We start from the raw sequence: 15,720 nt of genomic DNA on the forward strand, positions 1-15,720 counted from the left end.
CGTCAACCTGGGCGGCCCGGCCGCTGCGGTTCCGGACGCTCCACGCGGACGGGATCGCCGCGAACGAGGTCGTCGTGGATGCGCCAGCGGGCGGTGGTGACGGCACGTCGTGCCACCTCGTCGCTGTGCTCGACGCGTTGCCGCAGCAGGTTCAGCGCGAGCCGCCGGTTGAGGCTGAACTGCCGGTGCTCGTCCGGTAAGGGCTGGGGGCCCGCCAGCAGAGCGTGCCGGTCCACGAGGCTCACGACCGCTCCCGCCCACCACGGTGGCCCCGCCGGTCGGTCCGGGTCGCGGGCCCGAGGTCGGCCGTCTTGTAGGTGACCAGCGGAATCGTGCTGGCGACCGGCGTGGCCAGTCGGTGCTCGACGAGGTCGGCGATCACCTGCTCGATACGCTTGTACGCGGTCGGCGCCTCCTCGAAGAGGAGTTGACGGTCACCACACACCACGAGTGAACCCAGCGGCGTGCGGCGTAGCTCCTCGACAGTGTGCTTGGCCCGACCCCGCCGCAGCGCGTCCGAGCGCGACATCTTGCGGCCGGCGCCATGCGCGACCGAGTGGTTGGCGTCCGGTCCGGCATGGGCGGCCACCAGGTAGGACGGCGTTCCCCGGGTACCGGCGACCAGGACGTCGCGGCCGTCACCCGGCGCTGCGCCCTTGCGGTGCAGGTAGACCCCGTCGCGGATCTCGACCAGGTTGTGGCACTGGTCGACGACCGGATCGGAGGGTTCGGCACCCAGCGCGTACGCGACCCGGGCGGCCAGGACCCGGCGGTTGAGCGAACCCCAGCGCACGGCGTCGTCGTGCATCGCCAGGTAGGCGGCGGGATCGGGAGCGGCACCGGCGCCATGGGCCTCGGTGTGCGTCCGCAGGATCCGCTCGCCCAGACCACGGGAACCGCTGTGCACGACGAGCACCAGATCGCCGGCGTCGAGCCCGAGACGACCCGCGTGATCCGGGTCGAGGACGGTGCCGACCCGGGCCAGCTCCACGAAGTGGTTACCTCGACCGACCGTACCGAGACCGTCGAGGTGACCGGCCGGGACGTCGCCGTCGACCAGTGCCCAGGCCGGGTCGTCGGCGTCGGGCATGCGATCGAGGTCGGGAAACCGTGCGGCCAGCCGCTCCGGTACGGCCCGCTTGAGCTTGATCGGAAACACGGCGATGCCGCAGCCGATGTCGGACCCCACCAGGAACGGGTACAGCACCGTCGACGCCATGGCCGCACCGATGGGAGCGCCCTTGCCCGGGTGCAGGTCCGGCATCCCGGCGACGTGGACCATGCCGGCGAGGGCGGCCACCTGCTGGCACTGGTCGAGTGCGTCGGACTCGATCCAGCTCGTGGGGGAGGCGAACACCGTGACGGTGGCGGGGTTGGACGAGGGCAGAGACTGGTGCTGGATCAAGGAGAGCTCACTTCTGACGGAGAGAACGTGGCAACGGACGAGTCACGCCGCCCGGGAAGGCGTCACCGGGGGCGGAGGGGGAGTGGTCCGTCAGTACGTCATGGGAGTCACTCTCGCGGAGCGCGCCGCGTACGACAAACGACTTTTCCTCGCGTCGTACGCTGCCGCGATGAGCGCACCGCGTCGCATCCTGATCTACGGCGTGTACGGCTCCGGCAAGTCCACCCTCGCCGCGCGGATGGCCGAACACCTCGGGCTGCCCTGGTACCCGGTGGACGACCTGCTCTGGGAGCCGGGCTGGGTCGAGGTGCCCGTCGCGCGGCAACGCAGCCGGATCGAGGAGATCTGCCGGCGGGACCGCTGGATCGTCGACGGGGCTTACCACGGCTGGCGGGATGTGCCGTTGGCTCGCGCGGACCTGGTCGTCGGCCTGGACTTCCCCCGGTGGTGTTCGTTCGGGCGGTTGCTGCGGCGCACCGTCCGCCGGGTGCTGACGGGCGAGCAGATCTGCAACGGCAACCGCGAGACGCTGGGCAGCGTGCTGTCTCCGGACTCGATCCTGGTGTGGCACGTCACCGCGTTCGGCCGGGCGCGGCGACGGATGCGCGCCTGGCGATCCGATCCGTCCGCGCCGCCGGTGGTGTTGCTGCGCTCCCCGGCGGAGCTGGACGACTGGCTGGCCGGTCTGCCTCGCCGATGAAGCCGGGTGGCACGGCACCCGCGATCAGGCGTCCTGGCCGTGCTTCGGGCCGGCCATCCCCGGCCAGGTCGCGCGCCCGTGGACGCAGGGCGAGGACGGGCTGTTGCTGGTGGCCGGGAAGCGGAAACGGCGCAGTTCCTCGATGACGAACCCCGAGGACGTGATGGCGGCGACGGTGTCGCGGTTGGTGTGGCACCCGGCGAACAGCTTCGGCCACAGTGTCGCGTCGACCAGTCGCTGCGTCCGGTGTAATCTGCCGGGCTTGTCGGCGGCGACGTGCTCGAAGAACCGCAACCCGCCGCCGGGGCGCAGCACCCGGCCGACCTCGGTCAACGCGCTCGCCTGGTCGGGCACTGTGCACAGCACCAACGCGACCACGGCGGCGTCGAACTCGCCGTCCCCGCCGGGCAGCCGGTCGGCCAACCCGTCGACGACAGTGACCGGAACCGGTGCGGTCGACGCCGCGCGTTCGGCGGCGGCCCGCAGACGCCGTTCCGGTTCGACAGCGAGGACCTGGGTCACCCCCGGCGGGTAGTGCGGGAACATCCGCCCGTTGCCCGCACCGATCTCGATCACCCGGCCGGACAGACCGGCGACCAGGTCCCGCCGGTAGGCCGCCGTGCCGGCCCGGTCCATGGCGGCGCTCAGCCGTTCGTAGACCCGGGCGAACACCGGGTGCGACACCTCGGCCACGGCCACCTCCAGGTCTCCGTCGAACTGTTCTCCGGCGATTGTCCTGCACCGGCGCACGCTTTCCGTCTTACTGGGTGGTGGTGGTGGTACGACCCAAACCCAGGGCAGACAGGACGTGGTTCGACCATGAAGATCGTCGTCATCGGGGGCAGTGGCCTCATCGGTTCCACGCTCGTGGACAGCCTCGGCGCCCAGGGCCACGAGGTGGTGCCGGCATCACCGAAGACCGGCGTGAACACCCTGACCGGTGAAGGGGTGGCCGACGCGCTCACCGGTGCCGACGTCGTCGTCGACGTGTCGAACTCGCCGTCGTTCGAGGACAAGGCCGTGCTGGAGTTCTTCGAGACGTCCACCCGGACGCTCCTCGCCGCCGCGTCCGACGCCGGGGTGGGCCACTACGTGGTGCTCTCCATCGTGGGTTGCGACCGGATCCCGGACAGCGGCTACATGCGGGCTAAGGTCAGCCAGGAGAAGCTCGTCGTCGCGTCCGGAACCCCGTACTCGATCGTGCACGCCACCCAGTTCTTCGAGTTCCTCCAGGGCATCGTCGACGCCGGCACGGACGGCGACACCGTGCACCTCGCGCCGGTGCTCATCCAGCCGATGGCCGCCGCCGACGTCGCGGCCGCGGTGGCCGGGGTCGTGGTCGGCGCGCCGACCAATGCCGTGGTCGAGGTCGCCGGCCCGGAGCAGTTCCGTCTGGACGAACTGGGCCGAGACCTCCTCGCCGCCCAGCAGGACCCTCGACCGGTGGTGGCCGACCCGGACGCGCGGTACTTCGGTGCCAAGCTGGGCGAACGTTCCCTCGTCCCCGCCGGCGGCGCCCGCCTCGCCGATACCCGGCTCGACGACTGGCGTACCCGGGCGTCCGGTGGCCGGTGACGTCACGTCGGTGTGACGGGCGGGTCGACCCGCCCACCGAGGCGCTGCACCAACTCCCGGGCCGCCTCGGTGAACGGCTCGTCGGATTCGCCCGGCAGATGCCCGCGGATGGGCGGGGGAACGCTGTCACTGGGCGGCGTCACCACGTCGCGGGGATCACGGTATCGGCGATCGACCCGGGCGGCCGGGCAGTCGACGTCGTCCGGAACCGACGGCCGGTGTGCGGAGAAGATCCAACCGCCGATGGGGTCGGTGTCGCTCCACAGGTTCACCCACCGCCAACCGACCCGGTGGCCGATCTCGTGTAGCGCCACGTCGTCCACGTACGCGGGGAAGAGCCGCGCGTAGAGGCGACGCAGCGGCGACCCGTGGGTGAGGAGGGCGATCTGGTCGCCGACCTGCGGAGGCAACTGGAGCACCGTCGCGGCGAGCAGAACCGAACCGTGGCTGTGCCCGGTGAGCAGCACCGCGTCGCCGCGCTCGACGAGGTACGTGATGCGACGGGCCAACTCCGGCACGGCTCGTTCGGAGTAGCAGGGCGGCGCGAACGGGTGGGCGGCCCGGGGCCAGAAGGTGCCGAGGTCCCAGAGGACGCCGATGTGCCGGCGGAACGGGGCGGTCCGGTAGGCGAAGATCCCCCCGATGATCAGGCCGAGGATGACCGCTGCGATCACCCAGCTCCCGAACGCGATGCCGAAGGTGATCGCGTCCGCCGGCAGCCCGAGGTTCCGTTCGAGAACGTCACTGGGGAACTGTCCCAGCAGGCCGATGGTGGTGGTGGCAGTGGTGAGTCCGGCGAGGCACCCGTAGAACACGGCCAGCGGCACCAGTTCCTCGGTGAAGCGGGCCCGGGCCATCGCGTCGCGGACCTGCCGCAGTCGGGGTCCGGCCTCGGCCGGGGCCTCCGGATAGTCGCGTGCCACGATCGCCGCCGCGGCGCGACGCCGGCTGCGGCGCGTGATCAGGATGACGAGGCCGGCGACGACCAGCGTGGCCAGCAGCGCACGGAGGAAGCCGTAGATCACCCAGGTGTACGCCCGGGGCGGGCCGGTGGCGATGCCCTCGCCGGTCGGCACGTCGCGGTCGAGGAAGTCGGCCACCCGGTAGACCAATTCGGCGGAGTACGCCACGGCCAGGCTGATCCCGGTGGCCGCAACCACGAGGGCACCCAGCCCGAACATCGGGGTGCCACCGCGCTTCCGATGGAGGAGCAGCACCACGCCCAGTGCGAGCAGCAACGCCGTCTGTACGCCGAACAGGCCGGCCAGGGTCGCCTCGTACCCGGGAAGCCCGTGTCCGTCGTCCCACCGGCGTGGCCCGGTCGGCAGGTGGGCCACGACGGCGATGGTGACGACGATGGCGACGGTTCGCAGCGCACGGGTGACCCGGTCGAGTCGCCGGTCGTCGGCGGCCCGGTCGATCACCGGCGGCGTGCACAGCAGGACCGCACAGCCCGCCAGGATCACCCCGGTAGCCACGGTCAGCGTGACCGTGATCGCGGTGGCGCCGCTCGCGGACCGGGCCAGCAGCAGGGTGAGGTCCAGCGTCGCGAACGCGGCAGCGACGTGGATGGCGCGCAACCGTCCTACCAGCGGCTCGGCATCCCACTGGCCGACCGTGCCGAGCCGCGATCCGCCGATCCCTTGATCGGGTGCGCGAAACCCTTCGAAGGTCCGCCCCGGGCGGTTGCTGATCCGCCAGATCAAGCCGATCGCGGCGACCGGTACCAACGCGAGCAACGCCAGTTGCGCCCCGACCGGCCGTCCTCCCAGCCACGACAACCAGCTGCGCCCCGCGAGGCAGCGCGTCGAGGGCAGGCACTTCCAGCCGACCAGATCCAGGGCGACGCCGGCCACGGCGAGCACATACAGCACGGTGAGGGTCAGCGCCAGCAACCGGCACAGGGACTTGACCAACGCCTCGGATCCTGGCCCCGCCGGGCGCATCCAGGTCGCGAGGTTGACCAGCATGAACGGCAGCAGGAAAACCACGGCGAGGGTACGGGCGACAGTTCCGGAGGGCAGGTCACCCCAGCGGTACGCCTCCAGGGTCACGCCGCGCGGGGCGGTGCTGTCCGAGCCCTGTGGTCGCGGCCGGTAGAAGCCACCGCTCTGGTCACCCGCCACCTGCGCGGTCTGCTGCAGGTCGAGCACCTGCGCGGCGCTCGCGCCGGAGACTCCGTGCACCCGCAGCTCCACCACGTCGCGGGGATTGTCCGGCCCGCTCAACCGTGCTGATCCATGCGACGTCCCCCCGGAGGCGCTCGGCCGCTGTTTGCCCCCGCGACCCGACCGGGGTGCGCCCCGCTGTCGGATGCCGGTGCCGCCGCCCGAACGACGGCGGACCGGTCTACCCGATCCGGACGGACTCAACCGCGGTGGGCGAAGAGGAGCTAGCGTTCAGGCACCTCGACCGGTCGCCGCCGCTTCGCGTCCGCCGGTCTGGGCCGTCCTCGCCACCTCGGTGCGGTAGGCACGTGGCGACAAGCCGGTGGCGCGCTTGAATGCCACGCTGAGGGCGCTCTCGGAGCCGTAGCCGACAACCTGGGCGATGCGGGCGACAGTGTCGGAGCTGTGCCGGATGCGATCCGCCGCCAGTTCGATCCGCCAGCCGGTCAGGTATTCCAGCGGTCCCACGCCGACCACCCTCTTGAAGCGGGCGGCCAGTGTCGACCGGGAGACGGCGGCCGCCCGCGCGATGGCGTCCACCGTCCACGCCTGCGCGGGCCGCGCGTGCAGCGCCCGCAGTGCGGGGGCGATCACCGGGTCGGCGAGGCCGGCCAGCCAGCCGGAGGTGAGCTGGGGGTCGCGGGCCAGGTGCAACCGCAGGACCCGGATCAGCAGGACGAGCGCCAGGTGCTCGGCGACGAGCGTGGATCCGAGTCGCGTCTGCCGTAGTTCGGCGTCGATCTCGCTGAGCGCCCACTGGACGGTGCTGGCCTCCGGGGTGTCGGCGGGCACGTGGATGACCGTCGGGAGGTTGTCCAACAGGAGGCTGCGCGCCCGTTCGCCCAGGGAGAAGGCACCGCCGATGAGGAAGACATCGTCGCCGTCACCGACGTGCGCCACACGGCCGTCGGCGGCGGCGAAGAACGGGTACGCAGGCTCGACGGGTACGTCGGGATCGCTGAAGAGGGTGTAGGCCACCGGCCGGGTCAGCAGGAAGCAGTCCCCCTCGCGGAGGCTGATCGACTCGACGTCGCCGGCGACCCGCAGCGAGCAGCGGCCGCGCCGGACGGCGTTGAACTTGGCCCCGGCCGGTGCCTCGAATGCGACGGCCCAGCGGCCGCCCGCGGCCAGGCCGGCGGACAGCTGACTCGTGGTGCCCAGTAGCGCCAGGACGTCTTCGAGGGGATCCATCCCTGCCTCCTGGACGTTCTCAAAAGTATGAAGGACTCTAGGCTATAGGCAGTCCGAGTCGGATGTTCCTAGCCTGGATTCCATGACAGCGAACCCACGCCTCACCACCCCGTTCACCGCCCGCAGCACCGCCGCCGAGATCCTCGACGACGTCGACCTGGCCGGGCGTCGGATGATCGTCACCGGGGGAGCTTCCGGCATCGGTGTCGAGACGGTGCGCGCGCTGGCCAGGGCCGGGGCCGAGGTCACCATCGCGACCCGTGATCCCCGACGTGCCGACGCGCTCGTCGAGGAGTTCGCCACAGCTGCCACCCGGGGCGTGGTCAGCGCCTCCGCGCTCGACCTCGCCGACCTGGCATCGGTCGACGCCTTCGTCGCGGGCTGGCAGGGTCCGCTCGACGTGCTGGTCGCCAACGCGGGGATCATGGCGATCCCGACCCGTCAACTCACCGCCCAGGGCTGGGAGCTTCAGCTCGCGACCAACTACCTCGGTCACTTCGCGCTCGCCCGGGGGCTGCACGACAACCTGCGGGCCGCCGGGGCGGCACGGGTCGTCGTGGTCAGCTCCGGCGCACACCTGGCCGCACCGTTCGACTTCGACGACCCGCAGTTCGAGCGGCGTCCCTACGACCCGTGGTCGGCGTACGGCCAGTCGAAGACCGCCGAGGTCCTGCTCGCGGTCGGCGTCAGCCGGCAGTGGGCGAAGGACGGGATCACCGCCAACGCCCTCAACCCCGGGTACATCTTCACCAACCTCCAGCGCCACATCGACGACGACACGATGCGCGCGATGGGCGCCATGGACGAGGCGGGGAACCTCATCGAGGCGGACTACTACAAGAAGGCCGACCAGGGGGCGTCGACCACGGTGCTGCTCGCCGGCTCGCCCCTGCTCGACGGCATCACCGGCCGGTACTTCGACGACAACCAGGAGGCGGAGGTCGTCCCCGGGGGCCCCGACGCCACCGGTGGGGTGGCCGCCCACGCGGTGGACCCGGCCGCCGCCGACCGGCTGTGGGCGTACGCCGAGAAGACGCTCGCCTCGCGCTGAGCACTGCATCGGCAGGATTGATCCGGCCAGGGCGGGGTAGGCGCCGCCATGGTCGCTGCCGGTCGGCGCGGGGCGGACGCGGGCGCTCCGGCCCGTGGCGGCGACGCCCGCGGGGGTGGTCTGGCGGGCAGGGCGGCCGGTCTGCGGGATCGTGCGGTGGACACGGTGCGGGAACGGTTCCGTCGGGTACGGGCCATCGGCGGCCTCGCTGTGCAGGCCGGGCTGGCGGCGGCGCTGTCCTGGTTCGTGGCGCACGAGCTGCTGCACATCTCGCAGCCGGTGTTCGCGCCGCTCTCCGCCGTCTCGACCCTTGCCGCGTCGGTCGGTCAACGGCTGCGTCGGACCGTCGAGCTGATCCTCGGTGTCACCGTCGGGGTGCTGATCGGCGATCTGCTGCTCGTGGTGATCGGCACCGGGTGGTGGCAACTCTCCCTGATCGTCCTGCTGGCGATCGTGGTGGCGCTGTTCCTCTCCGGCAGTGCTGCGGTGGTGATCCAAGCCGGGGCGACGGCGGTGCTCATCGTCACGTTCAGCCCGTCGATCCGCGACCTGGAGATTCCCCGGTTCGTGGATGCGCTCGTCGGGGGCGGGGTGGCGCTGCTGGTCACCGCCGTGCTCCTGCCGTTGAACCCGCTGCGGGTGCTCAACCGCGCCGCGCGGCCGGCGTTGGATCTCCTGGTCACCCAGCTCGACGCCACCGCCGGCGCGTTGGCCGAGCGGGATGCCGCTCGTGCCCGTGTCGCCCGGGGCAGGCTACGGCAGAACAAGGGCCAGCTGAGCGCGTTCGTGGAGGCGACCCAGGGTGCCCGGGAGGCCAGCACCCTGTCGCCGGTGCGTTGGCACCACCGGCACGGGCCGGTGGGTCTCTACGCGCAGGCGGCGGAGCCGATCGACCGGGCGATGCGCAACAGCGGAACGTTGATCCGCCGGGCGGTGACGTTGATCGAGGACGGCGAACCGGTTCCGGAGCCGCTGCCGAAAGCGGTGGCGGATCTCGCCGAGGCCGTCCGCGTGCTGAAGCGGCAGTTCGCCGCCGGTGCCGAGCCGGAACGTGCGCGGGAGCAGTCGCTGCGGGCGGTGCAGATGGCCGGGCGGGCCTACCGGGAGGGAGTCGGCTTCTCCGGCGCGGTCGTGGTGGCGCAGATCCGCACCACTGTCAGCGACCTCCTGGTGGCCACCGGGCTGACCCAGGAGGAGGCGAATCGCCTGGTCAGGCGCACGTTCGGTGAGCTGTGAGAGTCGGCGTCGACCTCGCTTGTGCCATCCTGAGCCATTAAGGGTTGCGCGCTGAGCCAAAGTGATGCCATCATGGTGTCATGGAGCTGAGGTCATACGTCGAGAACCTGCGTAACGAGTTCGCCGTGGCCGCGGAGGGCGTCGATGCGGACGGCCGCGCGCTGGCCGAGCGGCTTTTCGCCCAACTGGAGGCGGCCACCCGTCTCACCCTGCTGGAGGCGCTGTCCGACGCGGCCGACGAGATCACCCGCGACCTCGCGCCGGGCTCGGTGCACGTCCGACTGCGCGGGCGCGAGCCCGACTTCGTGGTGACCCCGGCCAGCCCGCCGGTCGACGAGGTGCGCGAGGTCAGCGCTCCGCCGACGCTCTCGGCGCCACCGCCCGCGCCGGACGGCGAGGACGGCGGCACCTCGCGGATCAACCTCCGGCTTCCTGACCACCTGAAGGCCAGCGTCGAGGAGGCCGCCGGGCGCGCCGGGCTCTCGGTCAACGCCTGGCTGGTGCGCGCCGTTGCCGGTGCCGTCGGGGCGGGCGACACCGAACGTCGTCCCTCCCGCCGGGTGGAGCCGCGCTCCGGCCAGCACTTCACCGGCTGGGCGCGCTAACTCCCCGTACCTCTTCCTTCTCCGCGCCGCCGACCAGCGGCGACATTCACCGACCACCTTTCGGGAGACCACCATGCCTGTTTTCGAGACGCCAGAGCCCATCTCCGTCCAGATCGAGGTGCCCGTCGGGGACGTCTGGATCAGCGCTACCGACCGCACCGACACGGTGGTGACGGTCCGGCCCCGGGACCCGTCGAGCAAGACCGACGTGAGCACCGCCGAACAGGCCACCGTCCAGTACGCCGCCGGAAAACTGCTGATCAGGGTGCCGAAGACGTGGCGGCGCTACGGCTTCGGGCCGGGGCCGTCGGTCGACGTCCTGATCGAGCTACCGACCGGGTCGCGGGTGCACGCCGAGTCGTCGTGGGCGGCATTCCGCTGCGAGGGCCAACTGGGCGAGTGCCGGATCAAAACCGGAAGCGGGATCCGGCTCGACGAGACCGGTCCGCTGGACATCGACAGCAGCCACGGTGAGGTCGCGGTGGAGCGGGTCGCCGGCTCCGCGCGGGTGAAGGCGTCGTCCGGCAAGGTGCGCATCGGCGCGGTCGACGGACCCGTCGAGATCAAGAACTCCTCCGGCGACTGCTGGGTCGGCCGAAGCGGCGGCGACGTCCGGGTCAACACCGCGTACGGCGACATCACCCTCGACATGACGACGGCCTCGGTGACGGCACGCACCGCCTACGGCAACCTCCGGCTGGGCGAGGTCGTCCGGGGAGCGATCGACCTGAACACCTCGTACGGGGCCATCGAGGTCGGCATCCGTCGCGGGACCGCTGCCTGGCTCGACGTCAGTTCCAAGCACGGCCGCGTGCACAACGCCCTGGAGAGCACCGACAGCCCGGCGCAGACCGACGAGACGGTCGAGGTCAGGGCGAACACCGCCTACGGCGACATCATGATCTGCCGCGCCTGACCCGCCATCACACCGACCGCGAAAGAGGAGACCATGACCAGCTCCACGAAGCCCGCGATCGTCGCGACCGACCTGCGGAAGTCCTACGGTCACAAGGTCGTGCTGGACGGTATCGACCTGATGATCACCGAGGGGACCATCTTCGCGTTGCTCGGCCCCAACGGCGCCGGCAAGACCACCACCGTGCAGATCCTCTCCACACTGGTCCACGCCGACGGTGGGCAGGCCCGTGTCTTCGGCCACGACCTGAACCGAGAGCCCGACGCGGTACGCGAACTGATCGGTGTCACGGGCCAGTTCTCCGCCGTCGACAACCTGCTCACCGGCCGGGAGAACCTGAGCCTGATGGCCGACCTGTGCCACCTGGACAGGGCGTCCGGCCGACGGCGGACCGACGAGTTGCTCGACCAGTTCGACCTGGCCGACGCGGCGGGCAAGCCGGTGTCCACGTACTCCGGCGGCATGCGCCGACGACTCGACCTCGCCATGACGCTGGTCGGTGACCCCCGCGTCATCTTCCTCGACGAGCCGACCACCGGCCTCGACCCGCGTAGCCGCCGGGCCATGTGGGAGATCATCCGCAACCTCGTCGCCGAGGGCGTCACCATCCTGCTCACCACGCAGTACCTGGAGGAGGCCGACCAGCTCGCCGACCGCGTCGCCTTCCTCGACCATGGCCGGCTGATCGCCGAGGGCACGCCGCGCGAGCTCAAGCGGCTCATCCCGGGAGGTCACGTCGTGCTGCAGTTCGCCGACCAGGACGGCCTCGACTCGGCCGCCCGTGCGCTGCCGGCCGCCAACCGGGACGACGCCGCGCTCACCCTCCAGGTGCCGAGCGACGGTGGGGTGGGGGCGCTGCGCTCCCTGCTCGACCAGCTCGACCGCGCCTCGATAACGGTGGCCGGGCTCTCCGTGCACACGCCCGACCTCGACGACGTCTTCCTCACCCTCACCGGTCAGCCCGACACCCGCGCCGGCCGACCCGACCACGAAAGGGCCTCCGCGCGATGAGCACCATCTCCCTCGCCGTCCGTGACTCGAGCACCATGCTGCGGCGCAACCTCCTGCACATGCGGCGTTACCCGTCGATGACCTTCCTGCTCATGGGCATCCCGGTCATCATCCTGCTGCTCTTCGTCTACGTCTTCGGCGGCACGCTCGGCGCCGGACTCGGGCCGTCCGGCGGCAGGTCCGAGTACGCCAACTACGTCACCCCGGGCATCCTGCTCATCACCGTGGTCAGCGCGGCGCAGGGCACCGCCATCTCGGTCGCGATGGACATGACCGAGGGCATCATCGCCCGCTTCCGGACGATGGCGATCTTCCGGCCGTCGGTCCTCACCGGTCACGTCCTGGGCAGCCTCGTGCAGACCCTGCTCAGCCTCGCGGCCGTCATCGGCGTGGCGCTGCTCGTCGGCTTCCGACCCACCGCGAACCCTGTCGAGTGGCTGGCCGCCGTCGGTGTCCTCGCCATGGTCACCTTTGCGCTCACCTGGTTGTCGGTCGCCCTCGGCCTGGTCAGTGACAGCGTCGAGACGGCCAGCAACCTGCCCATGCCACTGATCCTCCTGCCCTTCCTCGGCAGCGGGTTCGTGCCGACCGACTCCATGCCCACCGTGGTCCGGTGGTTCGCCGACTACCAGCCCTTCACCCCCGTCATGGAGACCCTTCGCGGTCTGCTCCTCGGCACCGGGATCGGTGCCAACGGGATCATCGCGGTCGTCTGGTGTTCCGTCATCACCGTCGTGTGCTTCCTCTGGGCCAAGACCCTCTACAACCGCAACCGGGCCGTCTGACCCGAGCGGCGCTCGACGTCCCGCCACCGCGCCAGCGCCGGCGGTTCGGCCCACCCGGGCCGGGCCGCCGGCTCTGCGTGTTCGGGCGATGCCCGCCGGTCGGCGGTGCGAGCGCGCGACCGACCCGGATTGCCGGAGATCGGTGTCCAGGTGCCTCGGAGCCGGCGACGTCACGGGACACGAGTGGATCGACCAGACGTGGGGCCGCACGAGCGAGCGGCGGGCCGGCAACGTCGAAACGTCGAATGTTATCGATAACACGGCTGCTGTGCCCAGTCGCGAGATCCGCCGGAATGCTCAGCTATGAGCTGTCGCGGTCGCCTGCGGCCGTTTCGCGGATCTGACCGTCGAAGCGGGGTGGCCCGATGATGTTATCGCTGACATCATGATCGAACGCGACACGGTCGCGGTCGGATGATCGTCTCGCGGCGTCCGATGCGTTGTGCCTGTCGCCCGGCCTGCCGAGGTTCCTCTGTTCGACGCCGGATCCGCGCGGCACTCCGTCCGGGGCCTTCGTGCCCTGGTCGAGGCCGCATTTGCGCGTTTTACCCCGGTCCGTTATCGACGCGCCCGAGTCGGCCCGCCTTCGCTGTTCCGTTACGGAGCTGTTGCGGGGGGATGTCTTGACGAGGATATATGTGAGCGTTAACACTATCCCCGTTAACGGTGGAGGTGAACATGAACCGTGTGGACGGAGCAGGCGACCGCTATGTCGTCGGTGTCGACTATGGCACCCTGTCCGGGCGAGCTCTGGTGGTCCGTGTCGGTGATGGTGCCGAGTTGGGGACCGCGGTGCACGAGTACGGCGACGGAGTTATCAGCACGGCGCTTCCGGGAGGTCGACAGCTACCTCCCGACTGGGCCCTGCAGAACCCGGAGGACTACCGCGACGTGCTGCGGTACGCCGTCCCGGCGGCGTTGTCCGCCGCCGGGGTGGATCCTGCCGCGGTCGTCGGCATCGGCATCGACTTCACCGCCTGCACGGTGCTGCCGACCAGCGCCGACGGCACCCCGCTCTGCGAGGACCCCGAGCTGCGCGATCGACCGCACGCCTGGGTGAAGCTGTGGAAGCACCACGCCGCGCAGCCGCACGCCGACCGGATCAACGCGTTGGCCCACGAGCGGGCAGAGCCGTGGATCGGCCGGTACGGCGGCAAGATCTCCGCCGAGTGGCAGTTCGCCAAGGGGCTCCAGATCCTGGAGGAGGACCCCGAGGTCTACCACCGTGCCGAGCGCTTCATCGAGGCGGCCGACTGGATCGTCTGGCAGCTCTGTGGCACCGAGACCCGCAACGTCTGCACGGCCGGTTACAAGGGCATCCTGCAGGACGGTCAGTACCCTTCCGAGGGCTTCCTGACCGCGCTCAACCCCGACTTCGGCGACTTCGTGGCCAAACTGGACGGTCCCCTGCTGCCTCTGGGCGCACGGGCCGGCTCGCTCACCGGGCGCGCCGCCGCCTGGACCGGCCTGCCGGAGGGGATCGCGGTGGCCGTCGGCAACGTCGACGCGCACGTCACCGCGGCGTCGGCGCAGGCCGTGGAGCCGGGCCGACTCGTCGCCATCATGGGCACCTCGACCTGCCACGTGGTCAACGGCGCGGAGGTCGCCGAGGTGGCCGGGATGTGCGGTGTCGTGGACGGCGGCATCAGCCCCGGCGCATGGGGTTACGAGGCCGGGCAGAGCGGTGTCGGCGACATCTTCGGCTGGTTCGTCGAGCACGGCGTCCCGGCCGGCCTCGCCTCGCACGAACGCCTCACCGAGCTGGCCGCGAGCCAGCCCGTCGGCGCGCACGGCCTCATCGCGCTGGACTGGTGGAACGGCAACCGGTCGCTGCTGGTCAACCACGACCTGAGCGGAATGATCGTCGGGATGACCCTGGCCACCCGGCCCCCGGACATCTACCGGGCTCTGTTGGAGTCCACCGCGTACGGCACCCGAATGATCATCGAGGCGTTCGTCGAGGCCGGAGTTCCGGTGAACGACCTGGTGATCGCCGGCGGTCTCACCAACAACGCGCTGCTGATGCAGATCTACGCCGACGTGACCAGGCGACCGCTGAACATCATCGCCTCGGCGCAGGGCCCGGCGCTGGGGTCGGCGATCCACGCCGCCGTCGCCGCCGGCGAGTTCCCCTCGGTCCACGAGGCGTCGCAGGCGATGGGCCGGGTGCACGAGGCCGTCTACCGCCCCGACCCCGACCGGGCACGTGCCTACGACGCCCTCTACGCCGAGTACCGGGCACTGCACGACCACTTCGGTCGCGGGGGCAACGACGTCATGCTCCGCCTGCGGGCGATCCGCAACGCGGCGGTCGACAGCGCCGTGGCCACACCCGAGACCGCGTTGGAGGTGGTCGCGTGAACGCCGAGGTGACCCGACAGATCCGTGAGCTGCGCGAGACCGTCGCCCGCCTGCACGCCGAGCTGACCCGTTACAACCTGGTCGCCTGGACGTCCGGCAACGTCTCCGCCCGGGTTCCCGGCCAGGACCTGCTGGTGATCAAGCCGAGTGGGGTGAGCTACGACGACCTCACCGCCGACACGATGGTGGTGTGCGACCTCGACGGCGTTCTCGTCGAGGGTGACTTCGCCCCGTCCAGCGACACCGCCGCCCATGCCTACGTCTACCGGGCCATGCCCGAGGTCGGCGGTGTGGTGCACACGCACAGCTCGTACGCCACCGCCTGGGCCGCCTGCGGGGAGTCGATCCCCTGCCACCTCACCGCGCAGGCCGACGAGTTCGGCGGGGAGATCCCGATCGGTCCGTTCGCGCTGATCGGCGGTGACGACATCGGCAAGGGCATCGTCGCCACGCTCTCCGGGCACCGCTCGCCCGCGGTGCTGATGCGCAACCACGGCGTGTTCACCATCGGCCGGGACGCCCGCGCGGCGGTCAAGGCGGCGGTCATGTGCGAGGACGTGGCCCGCACCGCGCATCTGGCGCACACCCTCGGGCAGCCGGTGCCGATGGCCCAGGCGGACATCGACGCCCTCTACGACCGTTACCAGAACGTCTACGGTCAACAACCAGTCGCACCGGCGGGTTCCTGACTCTTCCCCGATCACCGGGACCCGTCG

General features: G+C 71.1%; 14 protein-coding genes and 1 pseudogene. 10 read left to right on the forward strand and 5 right to left on the reverse strand.

Annotated elements, in window-relative coordinates; translation table 11 throughout:
• Positions 1 to 2 precede the first annotated feature (2 nt).
• Both O7614_RS11100 and O7614_RS11105 read right to left on the reverse strand, forming a co-directional pair.
• Positions 3 to 185, reverse strand: a pseudogene (locus O7614_RS11100) (peptide chain release factor-like protein); the annotation flags it as partial.
• Between the two features lie 56 nt (positions 186 to 241).
• Positions 242 to 1,405, reverse strand: coding sequence for an RNA ligase RtcB family protein (locus O7614_RS11105; protein WP_278138375.1), 1,164 nt, complete (start codon positions 1,403 to 1,405; stop codon positions 242 to 244).
• Positions 1,406 to 1,574: 169 nt separating this feature from the next.
• On the opposite strand from O7614_RS11105, the gene O7614_RS11110 reads away from it, so the two are divergent.
• A complete protein-coding gene (locus O7614_RS11110; RefSeq protein ID WP_278138376.1) occupies positions 1,575 to 2,105 on the forward strand; it encodes an adenylate kinase in 531 nt (176 codons plus the stop codon).
• Positions 2,106 to 2,129: 24 nt separating this feature from the next.
• On the opposite strand, the gene O7614_RS11115 is transcribed toward O7614_RS11110, so the two are convergent.
• Positions 2,130 to 2,798, reverse strand: coding sequence for a class I SAM-dependent methyltransferase (locus tag O7614_RS11115; protein WP_278138377.1), 669 nt, complete (start codon positions 2,796 to 2,798; stop codon positions 2,130 to 2,132).
• 126 nt (positions 2,799 to 2,924) lie between these two features.
• Here O7614_RS11115 and O7614_RS11120 point away from each other — a divergent pair, with 126 nt between their 5' ends.
• Positions 2,925 to 3,680 (forward strand): NAD(P)H-binding protein, encoded by a 756-nt coding sequence (locus tag O7614_RS11120; protein WP_278138378.1) that lies wholly within the window; start codon positions 2,925 to 2,927, stop codon positions 3,678 to 3,680.
• A gap of 2 nt (positions 3,681 to 3,682) precedes the next feature.
• Here the strand turns inward: O7614_RS11120 and O7614_RS11125 are convergent, their stop codons facing one another.
• Together O7614_RS11125 and O7614_RS11130 are read right to left on the reverse strand one after the other, a co-directional pair.
• Entirely contained in the window at positions 3,683 to 5,908 is a 2,226-nt protein-coding gene (locus O7614_RS11125; RefSeq protein WP_278138379.1) for a hypothetical protein, read from the reverse strand.
• A gap of 171 nt (positions 5,909 to 6,079) precedes the next feature.
• Entirely contained in the window at positions 6,080 to 7,039 is a 960-nt protein-coding gene (locus O7614_RS11130) for an AraC family transcriptional regulator (protein ID WP_278138380.1), read from the reverse strand.
• A gap of 82 nt (positions 7,040 to 7,121) precedes the next feature.
• On the opposite strand from O7614_RS11130, the gene O7614_RS11135 reads away from it, so the two are divergent.
• The 8 genes from O7614_RS11135 to O7614_RS11170 all read left to right on the forward strand — a co-directional run bounded on the left by O7614_RS11135 (position 7,122) and on the right by O7614_RS11170 (position 15,693).
• Complete coding sequence (locus tag O7614_RS11135) at positions 7,122 to 8,090, forward strand: SDR family NAD(P)-dependent oxidoreductase (RefSeq protein WP_278138381.1); 969 nt, start codon at positions 7,122 to 7,124, stop codon at positions 8,088 to 8,090.
• A 48-nt stretch (positions 8,091 to 8,138) separates the two neighbouring features.
• The gene (locus tag O7614_RS11140) at positions 8,139 to 9,326 is read left to right on the forward strand and encodes an FUSC family protein (protein WP_278138382.1); all 1,188 of its coding nucleotides are present in this window, start codon (positions 8,139 to 8,141) and stop codon (positions 9,324 to 9,326) included.
• 80 nt (positions 9,327 to 9,406) lie between these two features.
• Positions 9,407 to 9,931: a hypothetical protein gene (locus tag O7614_RS11145; RefSeq protein WP_278138383.1), complete on the forward strand. Its 525-nt coding sequence runs from the start codon at positions 9,407 to 9,409 to the stop codon at positions 9,929 to 9,931.
• 73 nt (positions 9,932 to 10,004) lie between these two features.
• The gene (locus tag O7614_RS11150) at positions 10,005 to 10,847 is read left to right on the forward strand and encodes a DUF4097 family beta strand repeat-containing protein (protein WP_278138384.1); all 843 of its coding nucleotides are present in this window, start codon (positions 10,005 to 10,007) and stop codon (positions 10,845 to 10,847) included.
• Positions 10,848 to 10,880: 33 nt separating this feature from the next.
• On the forward strand, positions 10,881 to 11,858 hold the full coding sequence (locus O7614_RS11155) for an ATP-binding cassette domain-containing protein (protein WP_278138385.1): 978 nt from the start codon (positions 10,881 to 10,883) through the stop codon (positions 11,856 to 11,858).
• Positions 11,855 to 12,643, forward strand: a complete 789-nt coding sequence (locus tag O7614_RS11160; RefSeq protein WP_278138386.1) for an ABC transporter permease — start codon at positions 11,855 to 11,857, stop codon at positions 12,641 to 12,643. The genes O7614_RS11155 and O7614_RS11160 overlap by 4 nt, the downstream gene beginning before the upstream one ends.
• A gap of 678 nt (positions 12,644 to 13,321) precedes the next feature.
• A complete protein-coding gene (gene araB, locus O7614_RS11165) occupies positions 13,322 to 15,004 on the forward strand; it encodes a ribulokinase (RefSeq protein WP_278138387.1) in 1,683 nt (560 codons plus the stop codon).
• Positions 15,001 to 15,693, forward strand: coding sequence for an L-ribulose-5-phosphate 4-epimerase (locus tag O7614_RS11170; RefSeq protein WP_278138388.1), 693 nt, complete (start codon positions 15,001 to 15,003; stop codon positions 15,691 to 15,693). Before araB ends, O7614_RS11170 begins: the two co-directional genes overlap by 4 nt.
• The last annotated feature ends 27 nt before the right edge of the window (positions 15,694 to 15,720 follow it).

This window comes from Micromonospora sp. WMMD961 (assembly GCF_029626145.1).
GTDB lineage: Bacteria > Actinomycetota > Actinomycetes > Mycobacteriales > Micromonosporaceae > Micromonospora.

Coding starts and splice junctions, on each gene's coding strand:
- O7614_RS11130 (WP_278138380.1), bottom strand. CDS start 7,039: ATGGATCCCCTCGAAGACGTCCTGGCGCTACTGGGCACCACGAGTCAG.
- O7614_RS11110 (WP_278138376.1), top strand. CDS start 1,575: ATGAGCGCACCGCGTCGCATCCTGATCTACGGCGTGTACGGCTCCGGC.
- O7614_RS11145 (WP_278138383.1), top strand. CDS start 9,407: ATGGAGCTGAGGTCATACGTCGAGAACCTGCGTAACGAGTTCGCCGTG.
- O7614_RS11135 (WP_278138381.1), top strand. CDS start 7,122: ATGACAGCGAACCCACGCCTCACCACCCCGTTCACCGCCCGCAGCACC.
- O7614_RS11140 (WP_278138382.1), top strand. CDS start 8,139: ATGGTCGCTGCCGGTCGGCGCGGGGCGGACGCGGGCGCTCCGGCCCGT.
- O7614_RS11155 (WP_278138385.1), top strand. CDS start 10,881: ATGACCAGCTCCACGAAGCCCGCGATCGTCGCGACCGACCTGCGGAAG.
- araB (WP_278138387.1), top strand. CDS start 13,322: ATGAACCGTGTGGACGGAGCAGGCGACCGCTATGTCGTCGGTGTCGAC.
- O7614_RS11160 (WP_278138386.1), top strand. CDS start 11,855: ATGAGCACCATCTCCCTCGCCGTCCGTGACTCGAGCACCATGCTGCGG.
- O7614_RS11120 (WP_278138378.1), top strand. CDS start 2,925: ATGAAGATCGTCGTCATCGGGGGCAGTGGCCTCATCGGTTCCACGCTC.
- O7614_RS11150 (WP_278138384.1), top strand. CDS start 10,005: ATGCCTGTTTTCGAGACGCCAGAGCCCATCTCCGTCCAGATCGAGGTG.